This window comes from Leptolyngbya sp. GB1-A1 (assembly GCF_039962475.1).
In the GTDB taxonomy this organism is placed as follows: Bacteria; Cyanobacteriota; Cyanobacteriia; order Elainellales; family Elainellaceae; genus Leptolyngbya_A.
This window is the reverse complement of sequence record NZ_JAMPLI010000005.1, coordinates 101,835-123,278: the sequence shown is the minus strand read 5'-3', so window position 1 is coordinate 123,278 and position 21,444 is coordinate 101,835. Positions and strand designations below refer to the sequence as shown.

16 protein-coding genes are annotated in these 21,444 nt (G+C 50.0%); 6 read left to right on the top strand and 10 right to left on the bottom strand.

Annotated elements, in window-relative coordinates:
• Positions 1-3: 3 nt before the first annotated feature.
• From NDI45_RS07465 to NDI45_RS07450, 4 genes are all read right to left on the bottom strand, one after another.
• Positions 4-213: a hypothetical protein gene (locus NDI45_RS07465; protein WP_190791864.1), complete on the bottom strand. Its 210-nt coding sequence runs from the start codon at positions 211-213 to the stop codon at positions 4-6.
• Positions 214-506: 293 nt separating this feature from the next.
• A complete protein-coding gene (locus tag NDI45_RS07460; protein ID WP_190791865.1) occupies positions 507-731 on the bottom strand; it encodes a type II toxin-antitoxin system HicA family toxin in 225 nt (74 codons plus the stop codon).
• A complete protein-coding gene (locus tag NDI45_RS07455) occupies positions 728-931 on the bottom strand; it encodes a type II toxin-antitoxin system HicB family antitoxin (RefSeq protein ID WP_190791866.1) in 204 nt (67 codons plus the stop codon). The genes NDI45_RS07460 and NDI45_RS07455 overlap by 4 nt, the downstream gene beginning before the upstream one ends.
• A gap of 259 nt (positions 932-1,190) precedes the next feature.
• On the bottom strand, positions 1,191-3,755 hold the full coding sequence (locus NDI45_RS07450) for an NACHT domain-containing protein (RefSeq protein WP_348246913.1): 2,565 nt from the start codon (positions 3,753-3,755) through the stop codon (positions 1,191-1,193).
• A gap of 124 nt (positions 3,756-3,879) precedes the next feature.
• Here NDI45_RS07450 and NDI45_RS07445 point away from each other — a divergent pair, with 124 nt between their 5' ends.
• Positions 3,880-4,122: a hypothetical protein gene (locus NDI45_RS07445; RefSeq protein ID WP_199296435.1), complete on the top strand. Its 243-nt coding sequence runs from the start codon at positions 3,880-3,882 to the stop codon at positions 4,120-4,122.
• A 356-nt stretch (positions 4,123-4,478) separates the two neighbouring features.
• Here NDI45_RS07445 and NDI45_RS07440 read toward each other — a convergent pair whose 3' ends face one another.
• The gene (locus tag NDI45_RS07440) at positions 4,479-5,078 is read right to left on the bottom strand and encodes a DUF3318 domain-containing protein (RefSeq protein WP_190790992.1); all 600 of its coding nucleotides are present in this window, start codon (positions 5,076-5,078) and stop codon (positions 4,479-4,481) included.
• Between the two features lie 26 nt (positions 5,079-5,104).
• On the bottom strand, positions 5,105-6,316 hold the full coding sequence (locus NDI45_RS07435) for a M20 family metallopeptidase (protein ID WP_190790991.1): 1,212 nt from the start codon (positions 6,314-6,316) through the stop codon (positions 5,105-5,107).
• A 131-nt stretch (positions 6,317-6,447) separates the two neighbouring features.
• Between NDI45_RS07435 and NDI45_RS07430 the strand changes: the two genes are divergently transcribed.
• Together NDI45_RS07430 and hydA are read left to right on the top strand one after the other, a co-directional pair.
• Complete coding sequence (locus tag NDI45_RS07430; RefSeq protein ID WP_348246912.1) at positions 6,448-7,074, top strand: GNAT family N-acetyltransferase; 627 nt, start codon at positions 6,448-6,450, stop codon at positions 7,072-7,074.
• 569 nt (positions 7,075-7,643) lie between these two features.
• Entirely contained in the window at positions 7,644-9,053 is a 1,410-nt protein-coding gene (gene hydA, locus NDI45_RS07425) for a dihydropyrimidinase (protein ID WP_348246911.1), read from the top strand.
• A gap of 39 nt (positions 9,054-9,092) precedes the next feature.
• Here the strand turns inward: hydA and NDI45_RS07420 are convergent, their stop codons facing one another.
• Entirely contained in the window at positions 9,093-9,548 is a 456-nt protein-coding gene (locus tag NDI45_RS07420) for an NUDIX hydrolase (protein ID WP_348246910.1), read from the bottom strand.
• A gap of 76 nt (positions 9,549-9,624) precedes the next feature.
• Complete coding sequence (gene bcp, locus NDI45_RS07415; RefSeq protein WP_348246909.1) at positions 9,625-10,098, bottom strand: thioredoxin-dependent thiol peroxidase; 474 nt, start codon at positions 10,096-10,098, stop codon at positions 9,625-9,627.
• 205 nt (positions 10,099-10,303) lie between these two features.
• Here bcp and NDI45_RS07410 point away from each other — a divergent pair, with 205 nt between their 5' ends.
• Complete coding sequence (locus NDI45_RS07410; protein ID WP_190790327.1) at positions 10,304-10,978, top strand: 5-formyltetrahydrofolate cyclo-ligase; 675 nt, start codon at positions 10,304-10,306, stop codon at positions 10,976-10,978.
• A 19-nt stretch (positions 10,979-10,997) separates the two neighbouring features.
• Here the strand turns inward: NDI45_RS07410 and NDI45_RS07405 are convergent, their stop codons facing one another.
• Positions 10,998-16,310: a caspase family protein gene (locus NDI45_RS07405; protein ID WP_348246908.1), complete on the bottom strand. Its 5,313-nt coding sequence runs from the start codon at positions 16,308-16,310 to the stop codon at positions 10,998-11,000.
• Positions 16,311-16,971: 661 nt separating this feature from the next.
• On the opposite strand from NDI45_RS07405, the gene NDI45_RS07400 reads away from it, so the two are divergent.
• Together NDI45_RS07400 and hflX are read left to right on the top strand one after the other, a co-directional pair.
• On the top strand, positions 16,972-17,415 hold the full coding sequence (locus tag NDI45_RS07400; protein WP_190790369.1) for a tetratricopeptide repeat protein: 444 nt from the start codon (positions 16,972-16,974) through the stop codon (positions 17,413-17,415).
• A gap of 167 nt (positions 17,416-17,582) precedes the next feature.
• Positions 17,583-19,286 (top strand): GTPase HflX, encoded by a 1,704-nt coding sequence (gene hflX / locus NDI45_RS07395; RefSeq protein WP_348247021.1) that lies wholly within the window; start codon positions 17,583-17,585, stop codon positions 19,284-19,286.
• Here hflX and NDI45_RS07390 read toward each other — a convergent pair.
• Positions 19,283-21,349 carry an amylo-alpha-1,6-glucosidase gene (locus NDI45_RS07390; protein WP_348246907.1) on the bottom strand — a complete coding sequence of 689 codons (2,067 nt, stop codon included), beginning with the start codon at positions 21,347-21,349 and terminating at the stop codon, positions 19,283-19,285. The two genes, hflX and NDI45_RS07390, sit on opposite strands and share 4 nt — an antisense overlap.
• Between the last annotated feature and the right edge of the window lie 95 nt (positions 21,350-21,444).

Below are 21,444 nucleotides of genomic sequence, written 5' to 3'. Positions count from 1 at the left end.
CCGCTAACTCATGATTCGATTCAGCGCAACAATCACCTTCTCAGACCTATCCGGTGCAGGCTGCGGCTTGCTCCATTCATAGATTTTGGCGTATCCGCGCAAATGCTGCTCTCGCTTATAGCGATCGATGTGTTCCGGTGTACCAATCACCACGATCGTCAGATAGCGAGGGTCAGGATTAATCTGAATCGGCGCAACATTGTTGTAAGTCATGACAGTTTCACTCCACTTGTCGTTGAGTCCATTGGAACTGGGTTGATGCGATACCCAAAACCAAAGCCACCCTGCTGCTTTTTTGCCAGAGCAAGTCAGGATGGCTAGTGGAGTGATAAACTGCCCTCTAGCCCTCCGAACTGGTCGCACAGTTTTGAGGGTTAGTCATCTGGGACTGTTCGCGCAGCCTCAGGTGACGCTTTGATACTGGATATTTTTTAGTACTGAAAGACAACCGTACTGGAAACCCCAATTTTTGGCAAGCGTGTCTTGATACAGGTTTACACGTCGCTTTAATCAATTTTCCACTCATTGTCTGGAATATCAGCCGTTGTCATGATGTTCCGCAAAGTTCCAATCGGTAAATCACGGCTTTTGTGATAGGGAACAATCACCTGAAGCTGACGCTCAAGATTGCGCCACTTGCGATGGCTCCCTTTCTGGGAAACTAAAACAAATCCATAACGCTGAAGAATTTTCTCAACTTCATCTGCGTTCATTCTTCGGGTTCGACTCATCCGATCGAAACCTCTTTGATGATGGCTCCTTCCGATAGTTCAAGGGGTTCAGGTTCAAGATAGAGTTCGATCGCCTCACGAATATTATCTAGAGCCTCTTCTTGAGTTTCTCCTGCGGAGGTACAGCCGGGCAATTCTGGACACCACACTGCCCAATCTCCCGTTTCTGGGTCATGTTCAAGCACAACACGCCATTTCATTCTGAGTTTCTCCACCTAACGAGCTCTTCCCTTAGCGATCGCAAAACTCTTTAATTTGGTCGATCGACACTTCAATATTTTTGAGTTTCATAGTGATTCTATTTTCATTACACTAAGCTTTTGGTCCGTCTATTCAAAAGGCTAAACCGATTGTTATTTTATAATTAGCTAAAATCTCCAGCTTTAATCTCATAGAGTTGTTGAGAAACCACCCTTATTCTTTTATGCTACTTCAAATCCTATCAACACAATAAAGCTTCTATAATCTTTCAAGCTCGACACTGGAAGAATGAAGTTTATGCCATGCGTTGTAGAAGCTCGAATAGCTCATTTTCTTGGCACAATGCCATATAATCTCATAAATGTATTCGTCTCTAAAATGCTTTATTTCTACTAATTGAACTGCCAGGTGTTCCTTTAGATTTGAAAGACAGGGTTCCAAGGCTTGCACAATCTTGAAGAGCTGGCAAATTCTTGTTTCTTCCTGTAAGGCTTTGGCGATTTCTAGAACTTCAAACGAATCATCTGATATTTGAATTCGTCGTATTAAATCATCAATTTCAATCGCCGAGTTAGAATTCTTACCAGAATCAATAGATTTGTCGTTAGATACTAATTTTGGCTTATTAGTATTGGACAATTTATTATTGTTTGTCGTTTCAATTTCTTCCCTTAATTTATTAAGAACCTTAACTGCATAGGGTGGAAGCTGTGTCTTGACTCCTTTATAAAAAATCAATCTTATATCTCTAGTACGAATTCCCATAGCATATAGAGTATTGGCAATGCTGAAGCGAACCCCCGCATCCAAATATTCATTTAGCAGGCAAAGTAAATAGTTTTTAATTTCTTTTTCTTTTAAGCCATGTCGAATTACTGCCTTAGCCTCTGTGTAGATAGGCTTTAGGAAAAAACACCACTTCTGTTCCTCAGGATATCCAAATGCATACTTAGCAACCGCTGATACAATTTCGTGGTACTCCAATGCTGAGTACCTTGAAAATTCCTTTGCGACTTCTGCTGCTAGAAAGTAGGCTCTGAAAGAGTAAAATCTTCCACAGTTGTCTTCAAAATTTAATAAGCGATGAAGGAGTTGTTCCTTAAAGTAGTCGTTTAAATCAAACTTCCCTAACCATAAGCCTATAACTTCCTTCCACTGAGGTTCAAAAATTCGATATTTGCCATACTTCATAGGTTTATCAATGTGAGTTTGAGGAAGGAAGAAGCTCCAATCGTCGATCGCCAAAGCTGCAAAATACTCCTGAAATGTAGGATGAAAGAAGGCATACGTAGCTTCATGGGGTTTTTCTGATGTGGTTCCAATATAATTAAGCCAACCTAACTGAACGGCTTTATAGAATAAAGACCCTCTTGCATCTGATTTGCCCATTGCTGATATATCCTCAATCTGGCTCTTTCTCAACCTGAATCGACTGTCATGGCTGTCAAGAGCAGTTTTAGCAACTTCGCCAAGTGCTGAGTTTAAAGTATCTCGTTCGGTACGATCGATTTCCACCTCAGAATGTTTTCGTGCTTGTAGGTCATAGTAGTAATCAACAAAAAGTCGATAAAGCTCAGCTTTTGTGTCAGGTAGTTCTCCAATGTGTGATTCCCAAATGTAGCAGAGCAATGATAAACGCAAAGGATTTTTTACAGAGTCGCGAATTCTTTCTTTACCTGGTAGATAAAGTTGCTGGATTAACGCATCCCCTAATTGAGAATCAACTCCATCTCTTGTGAAAAACCGATAAATGTATGCTTCAATCTGATTTCGATATTTGTTAATAGGTGTTTGATAATCAAATGCAAGAGTCCGAAAAACTTTAAATCTAGGTAGTGCATAAACATCCCAGGTGTTCAAACGGCAGGTTAGAACAACCTTGACCCGATCTGCCCATGCTTCTTTTAATTGCTCTCCAATCATTTGGAGAGAATTACCAGTTGTTGTTAGTTCGTCTGCTCCGTCTAATAAAAGCCAAACCTTTCCCGTCTGCAATAAAGCATTGATGCTTGCCTCCCATTCAGAGGACTCAACGCTTCTGGGTTTAGCATTTTTTTTAAGAAGATGGCTTAGAAACTCAAACGTGGGTGATACTCCACATTTACCCAGCGAAATCCAGATTGGAAACATTCCTTTCAGGTAAAGGCGATCGCCTATTTTTTGCAACAGTGTTGTCTTACCTGAACCTGGCTCTCCCGTAATGACCAGACGAGAGTTATCTGAAGTATTGGAGTTACAGATGACCTCACTTAAAAAAATCTCCTCATTATCAAATCGCTTAACGATTTCGTCCTCAACAGGTTGTAATAGCTGAGAACCCTGCTCAACGGAACTTACATCAGAGCGCCGATACTGTTTTTGCTTGCGCTCGATCAGTCCAACAGATATGAATAATTTAGCGGGATCAATACAAACTCCATCCTTTGCCATCAAATATTCAAGAGTTGGAGATTGAATCTGACGATCGAGCATTGCGCGGCATACTTCTTTCCAATAATCATCGGGATAGCCCTCTCCAATTCCATAACCCGCTTCAATTAGCCATTGTGGTAAGCGTTTCCAATCAATCTCACTTTTGTCTGGAAGAAGTTCAAGAATCTGCTGCCTAACACGTCCAGTCAAGGCAGTTTTGACAGTTCCTTTCGTGACAGAGCAGTGTTTCGCAATTTCTCCCTGATCTAATTCGCACAGTATGCCTTTCAGATACTCCCAATTTCTGGGCGTAATTTTTCCTGTCCTTTCCAGGTCAGAGCGGAGCCTGTCCAGATCAAACCTTTGCCTAGCTTGCTCGAAAAGAGGAGGTTGTGACGAAGGTGAAGGCATCGAAAACCCAGAGATTGCGAGAAACACAAGCTGATTCAATGCTAACTGATTGCTAACACTTGAGAGGCGATTCGCAGCGGTCTACCCAGTTAAGTTAGGTTCATTGAGTTGAAAACAGTAATCGATGCAACACTCCACTCCTCAGTCTCCCACAGCCAAAACACAGCCTGTTCAGGTTGTGATTACGAATCCTGGCTCGATCGAGCCTCCCTCAGCTTGGATGCAGTATGGCACTAGCCCCACTGAGATCATCCTTGCAACCGCGATCGTTATCGGCGCGATCGCAGGAGTAATTAGCTCCATAGCCCTCCTGCTCCAGGTTCTTGTACCCGTCATGAAAGGAAACCCATCACGGGGAAGGAAGTAGTGCAGCTTCGAGGTGGCTGGAATCTTTTGGATAAACCAATTGAGAGGGTTCCAGTCATGTCAAATTTCTTGCCTTTCAAGAAGAAGACTCGAAATGCTGACCTTTAAGCTCGAATGTCCACCCTCCGGACTTAAAGCTTTAACCTTTTTGCTAGAAATTTCAACCTCGAAGCCTAAAACTCTGACTCTAGAATTTGGAACTTCAGCCTTTTTACTTCAGTTACAAGGCTCAGAACCTGAAATGCCGAGCAAATTGCTGAGACTTTGAGCCTTCATATCTCTATCGCCAATCTCCAAGAGCAAACAATGAGACTTCCTACCAAACCATTCCTACTCGCTTTCACGCAGTTAAGTCCCTCAATCCCCCCGACCCCCAATCGCCCTCAAACTCTGACACCGCACCTGTTCCTCCACCGTGATCGATCGCCCTTCCAGTAAAGCAACCGCCTCGATCGCCTCAATCAAATATCGGGCTGCCTCTGTGCTGGTGTAACCTCTTCGCTGGGCGATTGCGATCGCTTCTTCGTCTGCCAGTTGGGACTGCTCCAGGCTGCGGCTTTTGCGCCAGATCTGGCTAGCTGCCAGAAACGTGAGTCCAGTGGTTACAACAATGCCTGCGGGGTCAGAACGCAAAAATTCCCAGCCGATCGCCGCAAATCCAACTGCCGTGAGTCCCTGATACAGGCTGGGTTTAAACCAGTCAATCGAGAGTAGCCAGCTTACCTTCTGCAGCAGCAGCAGATCGCGCTGAGGTTGGGTCAGCATTTGCCAGCGGTCAAAGTTGATGGCGATCGGGCGAGATTCGCTCCAGGGCAGGGGAACCTTTGCGGCAATGACTTGCGGCTGATTCGGTTTGCTGACGATTTTGCAGTACATCCGCCCGGAAGCAGGCATCAGGTCAATCAGTCGGTATTGTTCATCGCCTTTTTCATTACCTGAAACAGGAGTTCCTTCCATAGATGCCTTTTTCAAACACCCGCTTATCAAGAGCAGAACTTTTCAACGCAGCGAGCAAAAATTTCAACCCCCATTCCCAGAGCCGTCTCATCAAAATCAAATCGGGGGTGATGATGCGGATACGCCAGCCCTTTGCTGAGGTTTGCCGAGCCAAGGAAGAAATAGCAGCCGGGAACTTCCTGCAAAAAGTACGACATATCTTCGCCGCCCATGGTCTGACAGTCGGGCACAATGCCGATCGGCGTTTCTACCACTTCTTCAGCGATCGATCGCACAAGCTGAGCAATGGCGCGATCGTTGATCACAGGCGGATAAAATTCGTCGTAGTCCAGATGATAGGTTGCGCCGTGGCTCTGGCAGATACCTGAAATAATTTGCGCCATCCGTTCGCGAAAAAATCCTTTCAGGCTGGGGTCAAAGTAGCGCACGGTTCCGGTCATTCGCGCCGTGTCTGCAATCACGTTGTTGGCATGTCCAGCATGGAGTGATCCAACCGTCACCACTCCAGCTTTGAGCGGATCAACATTGCGAGAGACGATCGTTTGCAGCGCATTCACAATTTGGGCACTAACCACAATGGCGTCGATCGTTTGCTGCGGAATTGCGCCATGTCCGCCACGTCCCTGAATCGTGCAGTCAAACAGCTCTACTGCCGCCATGAGTGCCCCTTCCCGAACGCCCACCGTTCCAAGCGGCAGATTGTTCCACAGGTGCAGCCCAATTACAGCATCAACTTTAGGATTTTGCAGGACGCCCGCCTGAATCATCGGCTCTGCACCACCTGGACCTTCTTCCGCAGGCTGAAAGATAAACTTCACCGTTCCGGCAAATCGCTCTGGATGCTGCGACAGGTAATAAACCGTGCCAAGGGCGATCGTCGTATGTCCATCATGTCCGCAGGCGTGCATTTTGCCAGGATGCTGCGATCGATAAGCAACTTCGTTTTCTTCCTGAATTGGCAACGCGTCCATATCTGCCCGAATTGCCAGAACAGGTCCAGGCTGGCTACCCGTGACAGTTGCTACAATGCCTGTTTGAGCAATGCCCGTCTGGTATGCAATGCCCCATTCCTGCAGCTTTTGCGCCACAAACTCCGCCGTGAGCTGCTCCTCAAATCCCAATTCTGGACGCTGATGCAGGGTGCGCCGCCATTCGACTAACTGCGGCTGAAGCGACTGAATTTCAGCGCGAATTCGAGATAAATTGACAGTGAGCGCGGGAAGGGACGTAGAAACCATAATTGCTTAAAAAATATTTCTTTTCTCTAACTTAACCGATCGCAGCAATCGTATGCTTCATCGTTCCCCGAAGAGATAATTGCTCCCTCCTTACATTCTCCTATTCACTCCTCAAGCCTCATCTGCCCTTCATGCCCCTGCCTGCCCTACCCGAAGGCTACCTTTTACGTCCTGCAGTTGCCGCCGATCGTAGGCAAATTCACCGCTTGCTGCAAAACTTTGAGCGCGAAACCGATCGCCCCGTGCGCCGATGGCAATTTCTGGGCTGGAGTGTAGTCGCTGCCGTTTTGCTCTGGATGATGGTGAGTATGGGAGTGGCAGTCGTGCTGCTGGCGATCGTTGCCCTGAGCAGCTCGCTTTTCTGGATACAGATCAGTCCCTTGATTTCTAATGACTGGAAGCAATATTGGGTCATTGTCGATTGCTTCGCAGTTCCTCGGAGTAGTCGCTCCGTAGAAAAGCCATCGGGAAAGCTAATTGCCTGCGGTAAACTCTGCCGCTATCGCCATTACTCGCTGCTGTTTAACCTGCTGGTTGTGCCTGCCTATCGCCACCACGGGTTTGGCTCAATTCTGGTGGATGCGCTGAGCCAAAAAGCAGTCAAACCGCTTTATCTTGCCTGCCATACTAATCGCGTTAGTTTTTACACCCGATTGAGATTTGAGCCAATCGCCGTAAAAGAACTTCCGGCAAGCGTGCGAAATGCTCTGGGAATTACACCTCGCTCAAAGCTGCTTGCATTGAAGCTGGATCGCTAAAAAGAGCAAAAAAGGCAGAAAAAGAACAAAAGAAAAAACCTCCGGGAGTCTTGCCTTGTTTCGACCCCAGAGGCTTTTTCTACTTTTCCTCACACCTTGATTACAACAATAACGAGTCAATTCCGCCTCCAGCCTTTACTTGTGACACTTTATCCGGTGGCACAGAGATAAGCATACCTAAAGGAGTAGTAACCAGAAAGACGATCGCGTAAAACCTTGGTTAAGCCAGTGCAAACAGATTCAACACGACTACAAAGATCCATGAATAATCATCAATAAATAAGCTCAGGAGATTGAGCGACATAAAAAGCTGTAGTACGTTGCAAACAAGTGATTATTCAAAAAATAGCGCAATGTAATGAAATCTAGACAAAATTGCAAACCGTGATGGAATGCAGTTGACAAAAAACTAGAAGAAATTAAAGTTAATCATTAAGTAGGCAATTTGTTTTAATCAATCGATTAACCTGTTAAAGATTAAACGCAAAGATCTGACCCAAAGATCTGACCCAAAGATCTGATCCAAAGATCAAACATAAGGATTCAACAATCACTTTAGGAGAAAAAGAATGACCGAAATCTTAATTCAAGGAGGAAGAATTATTACCGCAGTTGATGATTATCGAGCCGATATTTTGATTAAAGATGGCAGAATTGATACGATCGCCCGTGAAATCCACTCCGACACAGCAACTGTTCATGATGCCAGCAATTTGTTCGTGCTGCCGGGCGGTGTCGATGTTCATACCCACATGGAGTTTCCGCTGGGATCTGCCGAAACCTGCGATACCTTTGAAACCGGAACGCGATCGGCTGCCTTTGGCGGCACAACCACGATCATCGATTTCGCGCTGCAAAAAAAAGGAGAAACTCCCAAACAAACACTTGATCAGCGATTAGCCGTCGCCCAGCCCAAAGCCTGCGTAGACTATAGCTTCCACCTGATCCTGACCCATATTACGCCCCAAACCTTAGCAGAATTACCCGATTTAATTAACCGCGACGGCATTTCCAGCTTCAAGATGTTTATGGCCTATCCTGGCGTACTGATGGTTGAAGATGCAGACATTTTTCGATCGATGCGAACCGTGGGAAATCACGGCGGCATGATCAACCTGCATGCAGAAAACGGCGGCGTAATTCAGGTTCTGATCGAAGAGGCTCTGGCACAGGGCAATACTTCGCCCAAATATCACTCGCTCACCCGCCCCCGCATCATGGAAGCCGAAGCCACCCATCGCGCAATTCGATTAGCAGAGCTGGCAGAAATCCCCGTATATATCGTGCATCTCTCTGCTAAAGAAGCCTTAGATGCCGTTGTGGAAGCCCGGGATCGCGGTATTGAAGCTTATGCTGAAACCTGCCCCCACTATCTGTTTCTCACGATCGAGGAATACGATCGTCCTGGCTTTGAAGCTGCAAAATTTGTCATGACCCCGCCGCTCCGCGAAGCTGACTGCCAGCACGCCCTTTGGCGCGGACTTAAGTTCGATGATCTACAGATTGTGTCTACGGATCACTGTCCGTTTTGCTTTAATGAAAATCCGTTTGGCATCAATCGATCGAAACAATTGGGGCGCGACAATTTTGAGCAAATTCCGAACGGTGCGCCCGGCGTCGAGCTACGGATTCCGCTTTTATTTGATGGCGGCGTGCTTACTCATCGCCTATCGCTCAATCGATTTGTGCAGCTTACCGCAACCGCTCCTGCAAAAATGTTTGGACTGTTTCCTCGTAAAGGCACGATCGCCGTCGGCAGCGACGCAGATATCATTCTGTTTGACCCCCAAAAATCCCACATTATCAGTGCCAGCACTCACCATTCCAACGTGGACTATTCCCTTTACGAAGGGCGATCGGTCACGGGCAAAGTCGAGAAAGTTTTTTTGCGCGGCAAACTGATTGTGGATGGTGATCAGTGGTACGGCACACCCGGAAGCGGTCAATTTCTGCGGCGATCGGCTTCGGGAAGGGTTTGATCTCGATGCCCCCGACGATCGTATCAGCGTATCTATTGTCTAAGCGAGGATGGTTGCGCCCCGAAAGTAGTCTTCAATTTGGCGATCGTGATCGTGCGACAAGTCTCCCTGAGGAATATCAGTCGGCAAAAACGCTCGAATCGCCATTACTTCCAGCGAGTCCTGGATCTGCATTGTGCCATCCACCATTGCCTCAACCAGCACACAGATCGAATGAAAGCGGGAATCGCGTTCTGGACTGGAATACACCCCTACGAGCCGCTTGATTTCAACGATTGATAGTCCGGTTTCTTCGGCTAGCTCTCGCCGCACGGCAGAAGGAATATCTTCGCCCCAATCCACAATGCCGCCAGGCAGACTCCACTTACCGTTATCACGACGCTGAACCAGCACAATCCTTCCATCGGGCAGAACTGGAACAATACTCGTACCCGTAATCGGATGTCTAAACACAAGTCCCAGAGCTGTCTGGAGATACCGCTGTAGCTGTTGCATAATCAAAAAGGGGCAGGTCTACTAATTCTCTCGTTCAAGTTGATGCATCAAAAGCCATTTCAGCCACAGAGCAGGATTAGGCAGCACGGATTGCCCCCAGATCGGCTAACACCTCAGATGCATGGTTATCGGGCTTTACTTTCAGGTACACCTTTTCGATCTTGCCATCCGGGTTAATCAGAAATGTATTGCGGCTAATGCCCAGATATTCCTTGCCCATAAACTTTTTCAAGCCATAGCTCTCGTAGGCGGTAGCGACATGACCCTCTACATCAGTGAGCAGTGGAAAGGGCAAGCTGTATTTTGTCGCAAATTTATTGTGGGATTTTGCATCATCTGTGCTGATTCCCAGCACCACCACATCGCTGGATTGATAGTCTGAGTAAAAATCTCGGAAGCTACAGGCTTCTTTAGTGCAGCCCGGCGTGTTGTCGCGAGGATAGAAATACAGCACAACCCATTGACCCCGATAGTCGGTGAGTTGAACCAGGTTGCTATCGGCATCGGGTAGGCTAAAGTTGGGAGCGGAGTCACCGGGCTGGAGAGGCATTGCTTTCTGGATTACTTTTCTGAGTTACGTTTCTGAATTACAGTCCTTCGACAACGATCGCGATCCTTCCTGGCTCTTGACTATAGCGCAGCGGTCAAACTTCTGACTAAGGGCGCAGCCCCTACAGGACATTCCTCACGCGATCAAAAAAGGCTGCAATAATAATTCTAATTTTAGGGCGAATGAAACCGCTTGCTTGAACGACATGACTGCTAATAAGGCTGTAGACGAGAATGGTGTTCCCTTTCCTTCCTGCACCATCAATGATGGAAACAATAATGACGGAAGAAATGATGAGAATCGTTTTGATTTGGCAAAAGGCGCATCGTCCGCGAAAGCTGATCTGCGTCGCTCGCTCCTGAAAGCCCGACAATCCCTACCCCAGTCCGTTTGGCGTGAGAAGAGTGATCGGCTCTGTGCCCACTTGCAGCAGTGGGAAGGATTCCAGCGATCGCACACCATCCTGGCATATCTGAGCTTTCGGCAAGAACCCGACCTCAGCCCGCTCTTTTTGACGCCGCACCGCTGGGGGCTGCCTCGCTGTGTGGGCAAATCGCTTTCCTGGCATCTCTGGTCGCCTCAGTTTCCACTTCAGCCTGGCAGCTACGGCATTCTAGAACCCCAGGCAGATGCTCCGCTGATTCAGCCCCAAGCGGTTGATTTAATTCTGGTTCCGGCAGTGGCTTGCGATGTGAAGGGCTATCGCCTGGGCTACGGCGGCGGATTTTACGATCGCTTACTCAGTTCCCCTGCCTGGAGCAATAAACCGACGATCGGCATTGTGTTTGAGTTTGCTCGGCTCCCGCAGTTGCCCACCGACCCGTGGGATCGACCGCTCAATGGCATCTGTACCGAGTTCGGCTTGTTTCTGAAGCGATAATCTTTGGGAAAACCAGTTTTTATAGCGGCAGTTTGGGGCACTGGTCAAATGACAGGTTCAGGTAGCGGCTACATTCTTCCGAGGTGAGTTGGCGCGGCGTGCGTTCCTGTGCTAGCGAAAGCAAATGACCCCAGGTAGCTGCCCAGAGATAAACCTGCCCGGTTTGAGTGAGTGTCGCTACATACTGACCATCTGGGCTAAAGGCAGCCTGTACGAGCGGTTGCAGCCCGTCTTGCTGTCGAGGTGGATTCAGCAATGCCTGCTGCTGTCCAGTTCGAGCATTCCAGACGATCGCTGTTCCATCTGCGCTTGCAGTCACGATCAAGTCGCCAACCGGGCTGTATTGCACATCCGCGATCTTTTTTTGATGCCCTGCTAGCACAAACTGCAGTTGCCCCGTTGCTCGATCATAGATTCTGGCTTTGCCATCTTCACTGCCCGTGACAATTTGCTGTCTCTCTGGGCTAAAACTGCTGCTCGTCACTGCTGTATCGTGAGTCAAAACGCGGGTGGGTTTGCCCGACGCCACTAGACCCGAATGCGCTGCTTTTACTTCTAAAACTTGGGCAGTTTTGTCCTGACTGGCAGTAATAATCTGCGACCCGTCTGGGCTAAATCTTACCTGATGAATCGTCGCCTGGTGATCGTTCCAAACCTGAACCAACTCTCCTGATTCCACGTTCCAAAGCCGCACCGTCAAATCATCTCCTACGCCTAGCAAAAACTGTCGGTCTGGGCTGAAGTGGAGCTGATAAATTTTCACGCTGCTTTGATCCTCCGGGCGAGACGGCAAGGCAACACTGTCCATAATCTTTTGGCTCAGGAGCAGTTGGCTACCAATTCGCCAGTTCCGAATCTGGTGCTTGGTCTGGAAGGTTTGGTTGGGCTGTCGCTGCTGAAGGGCGATCGTTCCAGTGAGATCTGCGGTCGCGAACCATTCACCGTCAGCACTTAAAGCAACACTGCTAAAAGACGATTGATTCGCCAGGACAGATCCCGCAGCCGATGAGGGCAGTGAAGACCAACCCGCAATGTGGAATATTGTCTCCCGCCAGCCAGACCAGACGATCGTTCCAGGAATGCTTTCTAGTTTCGCTTCTGCCTGAATGGGTTGGACGACTTCTGGCTGTTTTGCCGATGCGCGCCTGGGTAAAGCGGCTTCTGCCTTCGCCAAAAGATCAGTTTGGGCTGCAAGCTCTGTTAATTTTTGCCAGAAGCTTTCTGATTTCAGGGCTGCGGTGTGGATTGCGCTGGCAGGAATCGAGCGAGCAGGTTGGGCAGGTGCAGCAGAAACAGCAGGTAAACGCCACGGCTGAACTTGACCGTTCGCAGCGATCGTTAGCAGTTGTGAACCATGATTTTGTCCCAAGCCATTCTCTAAAAAAGAAATCCGGCTGGCTGGGGCATTGGCTTGCTCTAGAGTCGGCAGCTCGCCCCCGGTTTGAACTGCCCAAAACTTGAGCTGACCCTGAGCGTCCCCTGTAATCAAATAGGCATTATCAGGACTGAAGCGCACCTCTGTCACTTCCGAGTCCTGCGGCAGCCTTCCAACAGACTCACCGGATTTCCCGTCCCAGAGCTGAATGACCTGCTTCCCGTTGCCCATTGCTGAGCTGGAGCGGGTTACAAGCCAGCGTCCATCCATACTAAAGGTCAGGGCTGTTGCTTTGCCGGAAACTAAAGGCAGTTGCTTTAAGTGACGGGTCGAGATATCGTACAGCCAAACCACCTTTTCTGTAAGAATTGAGAGCGTTTGATCGTTAGGGCTAAACTGAACCTTTGCATCTTGATCGATCGGGAAGCGGTGCAGGAGTTGTCCGGTTTGCGATCGCCACAGGCTCACCTGTCCCTGAGTGCTGAGGGTTGCCGTCCAGTTGCCCTGAGGACTAAACACCGTTCGCTGAAGCTGCTCTGCCTGAACCTGCTTTGCCTGAATTAAGCCTGCCTGAATTAACTCTGCCTGAATTGGAGATGCAGCAGGCTGAAGATGAAGGGAAGTATTTGCTGTCTGAATCAGGCGATAACGGCGGAGGTCATTTTCAAAGCCCACCTGCAAAAACTGCCCATCTGGGCTGAACTGTAGTGCCTCGATCGGCTTGGGATACAGCAATCGAGCTTGAAGCTTTCCGGTATCACCGCGCCAGATCGCCAGACTGCGATCGGCGTGAACGGAGACCAGCCACTCTCCCATCGGGCTGTAGTGAAGTTGTGTCACTGGAGCCGATCCCTTTAGATGCAGCACCAGTGCCCCGTACTGTGTAGACCACACTTTAATATCGGGAAGTCCTTCTGCAAAAGCGGCGATCGATTGACTATTGGAACTGAAACGAACACTGGCAATCCGAAGCGGTTCTCTCTGAGAAAGAGTGGGTGCGGATAGATTCTGACCAGGAGGACAGCCGGCGATCGAGCGACAGGGCAAAGGGTTTGCTTGCAGAGCAGGATCTTGCGAGACCGTTTCTTCTAAACCTTGCCCCGCACCGATCGTCCAATCTAAAACTTGTCCAGGTTGGGGGGTACTCGTGCTGCCATAAAGCTGGTAGGGCTGGATTGTCCACAGGCGAATTTTTCCCTCTGCACTGGCTGCCGCTAAATAACCGCGATCGGGGCTAATTTCAAGCTGCTGAATGGAACTGTGCGTGATGGGCAGTTTGAGCTGAAGACGCAGGCTTTGCAGCGCAAGACGCAGACTCGCTTGGGCAGCCTCGGTTGGTTTTTCCTGGGCGGCTAAGCGTCCAATAAGAAGGGCAGTGGTAACTGCATCGGCAGAGCTACCCGACTCAGAGTTGCTGGCTTCCTGAAGAATGGATTGTGTGATCGCAGCCCGTTCGCGAGCGGTGGCAAGTCGTAACTGCTGCTCTTTTTCAATCTGGGACTGTAGCGCATTGAAATATTGCCCCATCACGATCGTCAGCGTTGCCATCAGGAAAGCAGGCACAGCGATTTGCAGTTGGCGAGATTCTCGCCGCGCCCGTTGAGATTCTTTGCGACTGGCAAGGATAAATTCCTGCGTCAGGGCAGAAAGTTCGTGGCTTCGATCGGCGACAAGCTCTGCTGCTGCTTCAAGCCTTCGTCCTGCTAGCAAAAACTCGATCGAGGCAGGTTGCCCGGCGTCATACCAGATTCGCGCCGCCTCTTCTAGCTCCCGCTGTCGCACCAGCATTTCGCGATCGCGACTGCACCACTGCCGTAGGAGTGACCAGTGACGAATCAGAGCTTCATGGGCAACATCAACCACTGCCTGCGTCGATTTCTCCAGAGTAGGAGAATGAAGGCGATCGCTCCAATCGGGAAGCGCCTCAGCAGGACGATCGCGCACAGAAAATAGCCCTGCGTCACCTAATCCGGGATGATGAATGCCTCGATCGTCTTGCCCACTCAATTCTGCAACATTGAGTCCCGCCTGATCCGTGACCAGCAGCTTCGCAGAAACCAGCTTTTCTAAAATCCGCTCGACTAAATCAGTCTTTTCTGGTGCAAACGTTGGGCTGACAAGCTGCGACTTAAACACACGGCGGCGTGTGTCTTCTGTGCCTTCGCCAAAATGCGTTAGGGTAAGGAAAATCCGCTGGGCGATCGCCTGCTCTACGGTGTCAAAGCGATGGAATACATCGGTTGCTCGTTCCTGCAAAAGCTGCCGAATTCCGCCGAATTCCCGATAGCTATCGAGTGTCAGGCACTCTATTCCTTCAGGAGTGGGCTGTCGCCGCTGCCAAAGTTCGAGCAGGGTCGATTGCAGTAACGACAGTTCGCCAGGCGCACCAATGACATCCAGCAGCAGGGTATAAACCAGATTTGGTTCACAGCGTAACCCTGCCTTTTGGGCTGAACGGACGATCGCCGCTTTGAGCTGGTCGTATTTGAGCGGGGGAACGATGACCGAATGCTGAGCAATCTGGAGCACCAGCGGTTCGTACTGACGACACTGAGGCACAAAGTCTGAACGCAGCACGACCATCGCCTTCAGGCAGCCAGCCTCTACCGCCGCCATTAAACAAGCAATAAACTGCTGTCTTTCCCGGTCAGCCTGGGCGTGCCCCTGAGTAAAGATTTCTTCGAACTGGTCAATTACCAGCAGCAATTGCGACCGTCGGGATGACAGCCCAGTCGTCCCAAAGTTTTGGGGCATCGTGCCACGCACAAGCTGGACAAATCCGGCTTCTCCTGCCTGCAAAAGCTGTTCTGCCCGTCTGAGCTGCTCTGCTCGTTCGATCGGGTCGGCTTCGGGATCAACAAAGGCAGCAGCCAGGCTTTTCAGCGGATGTTCACTGGGGGTAATGAGCTTAATCTGCCAATCTGTATCAGTCTGGTTGCTCTGCCGCAGCAGGGGGATCAATCCCGCACGAACTAGCGAAGATTTACCGATGCCCGACGCCCCCACAACTGCAATAAAGTTATTGGTCTTGAGTTTTTGCAGGAGTTCGGTAGACAGGGCTTCGCGTCCAAAAAAGAACTCGGCATGCGATTCGTCAAAACACTCCAGCCCGCGATAGGGGCAAACCGGGGGTGTCTCCAGATGGGATGAGATCGATGCGGGCAGGGGGCGATGCAAAGCAGTTTCTACAGGGAATTGATGCAAAGCAGTTCCCCCTAAGGAGCAATCGACTCCAGTGATTCGGCGCGTCAGAATAATCTCGCTGCCGGAGCTTTCAAATAAGGGCTGCTGAATTTCGCCTTTAAGTTGGTGATTGACCCAATCGGTCAAGGCATGGTGATTCACAATTCCGGTGTTACTGCGCTGGGGGTCGAGTCCGGTGAGGAGGGCTTGGGTGAACACGCTGTAGGGACTGTCGATCGACTCATAGGCAGTCTCATACTCTCGCGAAGCCGCCATAAACAGACGATCGGTTCCTGGTGCAGCGCCTGGATCTGCCTCCAGGAAATTCAGCAGTTCTCCGCTGTGGCAGCAGTCTAGGATAATAATCCGCTGACGAACCGGGCTTTCCTGAAGCAGTCGCCGCAGCCAGAAGAGAGATAATCCATAGAATCCGCGATCGGGGTCAGCATTACTGGGAGCTAGAAACCCTTCCCGAATTCCGGCTTCTCGCTGAAGCCCGTGCCCAGAGAAATAAAACAGAGCGGTCTGCGCCACAGAGCGGCCCTTCGGCTTAAAAAGCTGAATCAAAGCTGATTCAAGCATCTGAAGCGTGACCTGCGTTTTTTGCCCAATCTGCGGTTGTCCTGTCTGAATGACCTCTGGCAAGCGATGAACTCGGAATTCGCCATAGGTTTGCAGCGTTTTTGCAACCGCTTCGGCGTCTCTTGCTGGAGCTTTTAGCCCCGGCAAATTTTGGTATGTATTTACTCCTACAACTAAGGCATCCCGTAACATCTAGACCGCACCCCTTACCCGCAGTTTGTCTAAATTTGCTGTTTGACTGGGCATCATCAACTTCCACACAAGACACTAGGTAAAACTCAAATCGAAATTAGCTTAAACACTCGTTATTGCACCATTGTTCAGGAATTAGACTTAAGTAATAAGCTGTATTCGACTGAGAAAGTTGAGAGATAGTTTGCGTAGAATTAAGCAGTTTTTCTATCTAAAACTTACTGTAACAAGCGGCAAAAAGAACTAAAAGGGGGGTGAGGGCGAAAGGGGGTTAAAGCCCTCATCAGAAGGGTTTCGAGCTAGAGCAACCAGCTTAAAAGTAACTTTAAATCGCATTCTTTCTAATCCAAATATCTACCTAGGAAAATTTGCATAAACAATCAATCAGTAAATACTACTTGCCTATTCTGAGTTCAGTAATAACCCTGAATTTTCTTCATCTAACACAAATAAATTTCAATACAGACCTAAAATTAAGTAAAAATACGGGGTAATTGGCGACGTCAGCTCTTTAAATTTAATTTCTTTGTAAGGCTTTTTTTCAACATTGGTCTGTCCCGGATTTAAGATCAGGAAAGACAAGAGCTTTGAGCAAGCAGCGGGAGAAGTTTTATTGGCTCAAGATTATTTGCTCAAGCCTGCACAATTCCTATTCCTTACGATGAACTCCTATTCACAGCAAATCGCCTTACTGGAAATGGTAGAAGACAGTCAGTTCTCGCTTGAGCAAGGGGAACAGCTTGCAAATCAAGGACTGTACGGAGAGGCACTGGTTCAGTTCGATCGCGTCCTTGAAGCTCAGCCTGAATCTGTACCGGCTTGGGTCTTTCGTGCAGTAGTGTTGCTCTATCTCGATCGATATCACGAAGCCCTTGAGAGCTGCGATCGTGCGTTGACTCTTTGCCCGACCGATGCTGAAGCTTGGCTGTTTCGAGGCGTTGCCCTTCATCGGCTCAATCGCCACCGCGAAGCTTATCAGAGCTATCACAATGCGCTTGGCGATCGCAATCCGTCTAAAAAGCTGCCAAAGCAGTTCAATTTTTCGTCACTTCAGCAAAGCGGCTGGCTCACTTCACTCTGGCAATCTTTAAAAGGATGGGCTTAGCCTTTGCTCAGGACTGAAGAACAGCACTAAAGAACAGAGTGACCGCTTGATGATTACGGCTTGATCAATGGATTGAGCCACAGGTTAGACCGCACGGATTGCTAAACAGATCGGTAAAATAAAGGCAGTCCAATTGAGAACACCAGAATTCCTGGTGGAATGCGCCTATCGAAACGATTTATGGACAGCTTCAAGGTCTGAAGCCAAGTCAACTCAAGCAACTCCAGCGACTTTATCATCAGCGACTTCCCGGCGATCGATTAACCACGCCTGAGTTTGCTCAACGATTAGCGGCAATCAGCACCGAAATTGATCAGCCCGTTAGCACCTACATTAATCGGCGCGGGCAAGTGATTCGAGTCGGCGTGGGAACGGTCAGACAAACGCAGATTCCCTTATTAGAACTACCCCGCTATGGTGCAGAACGGCTGAGCGGAATTCGCTGTGTTACAACGAACCTCAAATCAGAGTCGCCCAGTGAGGCAACTTTGACGGCAATGGCACTGCAACGCCTGGATGCGCTAGTGATGCTGGTGCTGTCGGGCGGAGGCTTTGAGCGGCGGGGCGGGGGTGCAACTGGGTATGTGAAAGAAACATATCTAGCGCATCTGGTTCCCCATCCTGAAGCTCGCTGGACGGTTTCGCCGCCGCTCAGCCTGGACAGTATTGCTCTACAAGATTTTCTCGATCTCACTGAAGGTCTGGAAGAAGAATTTCGCCGGGACTATGTGGCGCAACAGGTGGCTGCGGGTCACGATCGCGTACTGCTGGTGGGCTTAATGACCGAGGGGCTGAATGCCAAACAGTTTCGCGATCGGCTAGTCGAAGTGGCGCGACTGATTGAAACCGCAGGCGGTGAAGTGCTAGAAGTGCTGCATCAGCGGCGGAGCAGTCCCCATCCGCAAACAGTGGTGGGTGAAGGCAAGGTGCAGGAAATTGCGCTGGCGGCTCAGACCGTGGGAGCAAATCTGGTAGTGTTCGATCGCGATTTGTCGCCTGCACAGATGCGAAACCTGGAAATGCAAATTGGGGTGCGGGTTGTCGATCGAACTGAAGTGATTCTAGATATTTTTGCTCAGCGGGCACAGTCGGGAGCCGGAAAGTTGCAGGTCGAGCTGGCGCAGCTTGAGTATATGCTGCCTCGACTCAGCGGTCGGGGTCGGGCAATGTCTCGACTGGGCGGCGGGATTGGCACAAGAGGGCCGGGGGAAACCAAACTAGAGACTGAGCGGCGAGCGATTCAGCGACGGATTTCTCGACTTCAGCAGGAAGTGAACCAGCTTCAGGCACATCGATCGCGCCTTCGACAGCAGCGACAGCATCAGGAAGTTCCGTCGATTGCGATCGTGGGCTACACCAATGCCGGAAAATCAACGCTGCTGAATGCCTTAACTAATGCGGAGGTTTATACCGCAGACCAGCTTTTTGCGACGCTTGATCCGACCACTCGCCGCTTGGTGTTGACTGATCCACAAACTCACAGCTCTCTGCCGATCGTCCTCACCGACACGGTGGGATTTATCCACGATTTGCCGCCTTCGCTGGTCGATGCGTTTCGCGCCACGCTAGAAGAAGTCACCGAAGCCGACGCAATGCTGCACGTTGTTGATTTATCTCATCCAAGCTGGCAGGGTCAGATTCGATCGGTGATGAAAATTCTAGCGCAGATGCCGATTACACCTGGTCCTGCCCTGCTTGCATTTAACAAGATTGACCAGGCCGATGGCGAAACCCTTGCCTTTGCTCAGGAGGAATATCCGCAGGCAGTGTTCATCTCTGCCGGAGAGCGGCTGGGGCTAGAAACCTTGCGGACGCGCTTGGCGCAGCTTGTTTACTATGCCGCCGCTTCCCGGCAGTTTAAAAAGGATTAACGTTCATCGATTTGCTCGATCGCAGCCCAAGCAAGCAGTACCTCTGCCACTGTCCAGGCTTGAGCAAAACAGCCACGTGGATGAAAGGGGGGATCGCCATCAAAAATCTCGCTGAGGCTGCCGATGCCATGTGCCGACAGGTGATTTGCCATAGGTTCTAAAAACTGACGCGCCTGCACAGGATTGCGATAAACCCGAAAATGCGCCCGCACAAACGGTCCTAACAGCCAACCCCAAACGGTTCCCTGATGATAGGCTCCGTCTCGCTGCTGCGGAGTGCCACCATAGCGTCCTCGATAGTTGGGATGATCAGACGATAGCGATCGCAGCCCATGAGAAGTCAGGAGCGATCGTCCACACACATCCACTACGCTGCGCTGCTGGGCCTCGGTTAAAGGACTTTCGGGCAGCGAAACGGCAAAAATTTGATTCGGACGCAGCGAAGCATCATTGCCATCGGGCGTATCCAGCACATCGTAGCAGTAACCCAAATCGCCATTCCAGAAGCGATCGAAGCGGGCAAGGGTGCGATCGGCAATGGCGTCGTATTCCTGATGGGGCTTGCCCAACCGACGGGCAACTTTTGCGATCGTACGGAGAGCGTTGTACCAAAGGGCGTTGACTTCGATCGGTTTGCCTAGGCGCGGCGTAACTACCCAATCGCCTACCTTGACATCCATCCAGGTGAGCTGCGTTTCAGGAGTGCCTGCATAAAGTAAGCCGTCTGCCGGATCAAGGTGAATGTTGTAGCGCGTGCCCCGACAGTGCCAGTCGATCATCTCTGCCAGCACTGGAAAAAGCTCTACCAGCAAATCATCATCCTGCGTCGCCAGATAGTATTGGTGAATCGCTTCAAAATACCAAAGCGTTGCATCGACCGTATTGTATTCCGGTTCTTCTCCCACATCGGGAAAACGATTGGGCAGCATTCCCTGACTGACATAGGAAGCAAAGGTTCGCAAAATCGATCGCGCCACATCCGATCGTCCGGTCGTCAGGGTCAGTCCCGGCAGGCTGATCATCGTATCCCGTCCCCAATCACTAAACCAGGGATACCCAGCGATGATCGTTTTGCCATGCAGCACCTCTGGTTCTGGTAGAGTTTCTTCTGCATCCGCTGACTCACTCGGCTGCTTTGCTGTTCCTGGAAGGGGTAATCGGGTCACCGATCGATTCACGACAAACTGATTGGCTGCCAGCACCAGACGACGAATCCAGGGAGGCGCGTCTTTTGCCCCAATGGGACGGTTGCTTTTCCAGAGGCTCAGCAATCGCTGCTCGTAGGTCTGGCGCAGTTTGAAAGCCGCAGAGCCATTGAGGCTGGCATGGGGATCTGTACTGGCAACAATCGTCACTGTTTCGCCAGGATGCAGGGTCAGGTGAAATGTTGCGGCATGAAGGTGATCTTCTCGATCGCTCAATCCCCGGTAGCGTTCCACTTCTAAGAAAAAGTTGTAGTACCACTCATGCAGCGTAATCACCTCTGCCCGATCGCTGAGCAGGAAAAAAGGAACGGCTTGTCCATGAGCCACGATAGACACGCCGCGATCGACCCGATTCACCTCCATCTGCCAGTGCAAACAGCGGGTATTGCCGTGATAATCCCGATAATTCACAAACGATTTGAGCATCAGGGCAAGCGGCTGACTCGATCGCACCAGCTCATATTGAATGTAGGTGGTATTTGCACCCTGCTGCATCCAAACTCGCTTTTCGAGCAGCGCATCGCCGCAGGCATATCGCCAGGTGGGAATTGTGTCGTTGACTGCAAAATGCTCTAAATATCGGTATCCCTGCGGATCAACATGACCACCATTCCAGCGATCGGTGCTGAGCGCATACACCTGGCGATCGTAGTGGACAATTTCCTCTAGCTTGGTCAGCAGCAAAGTACGGGCGAGGGGTGGGTTCAGGGCAGCAACCAGTAAGCCGTGATAGCGACGGGTTAGCACTCCTGAAACCGTCCCTGCCGCAAATCCGCCGATGCCATTGGTGACTAGCCATTCGCGTGATCCTGCCAGGTCGAGATCGCCGCAAATTTCTCGCCCAAATTCAATATTCATAAAACAAGTCAAACAAACGGTGTAAGGTCAAAGGTCGAGCTGCTCATCCCATGGTCGGAGTGGGGTCGGGTAGACGCAGCAATGGGCTGGAAGAG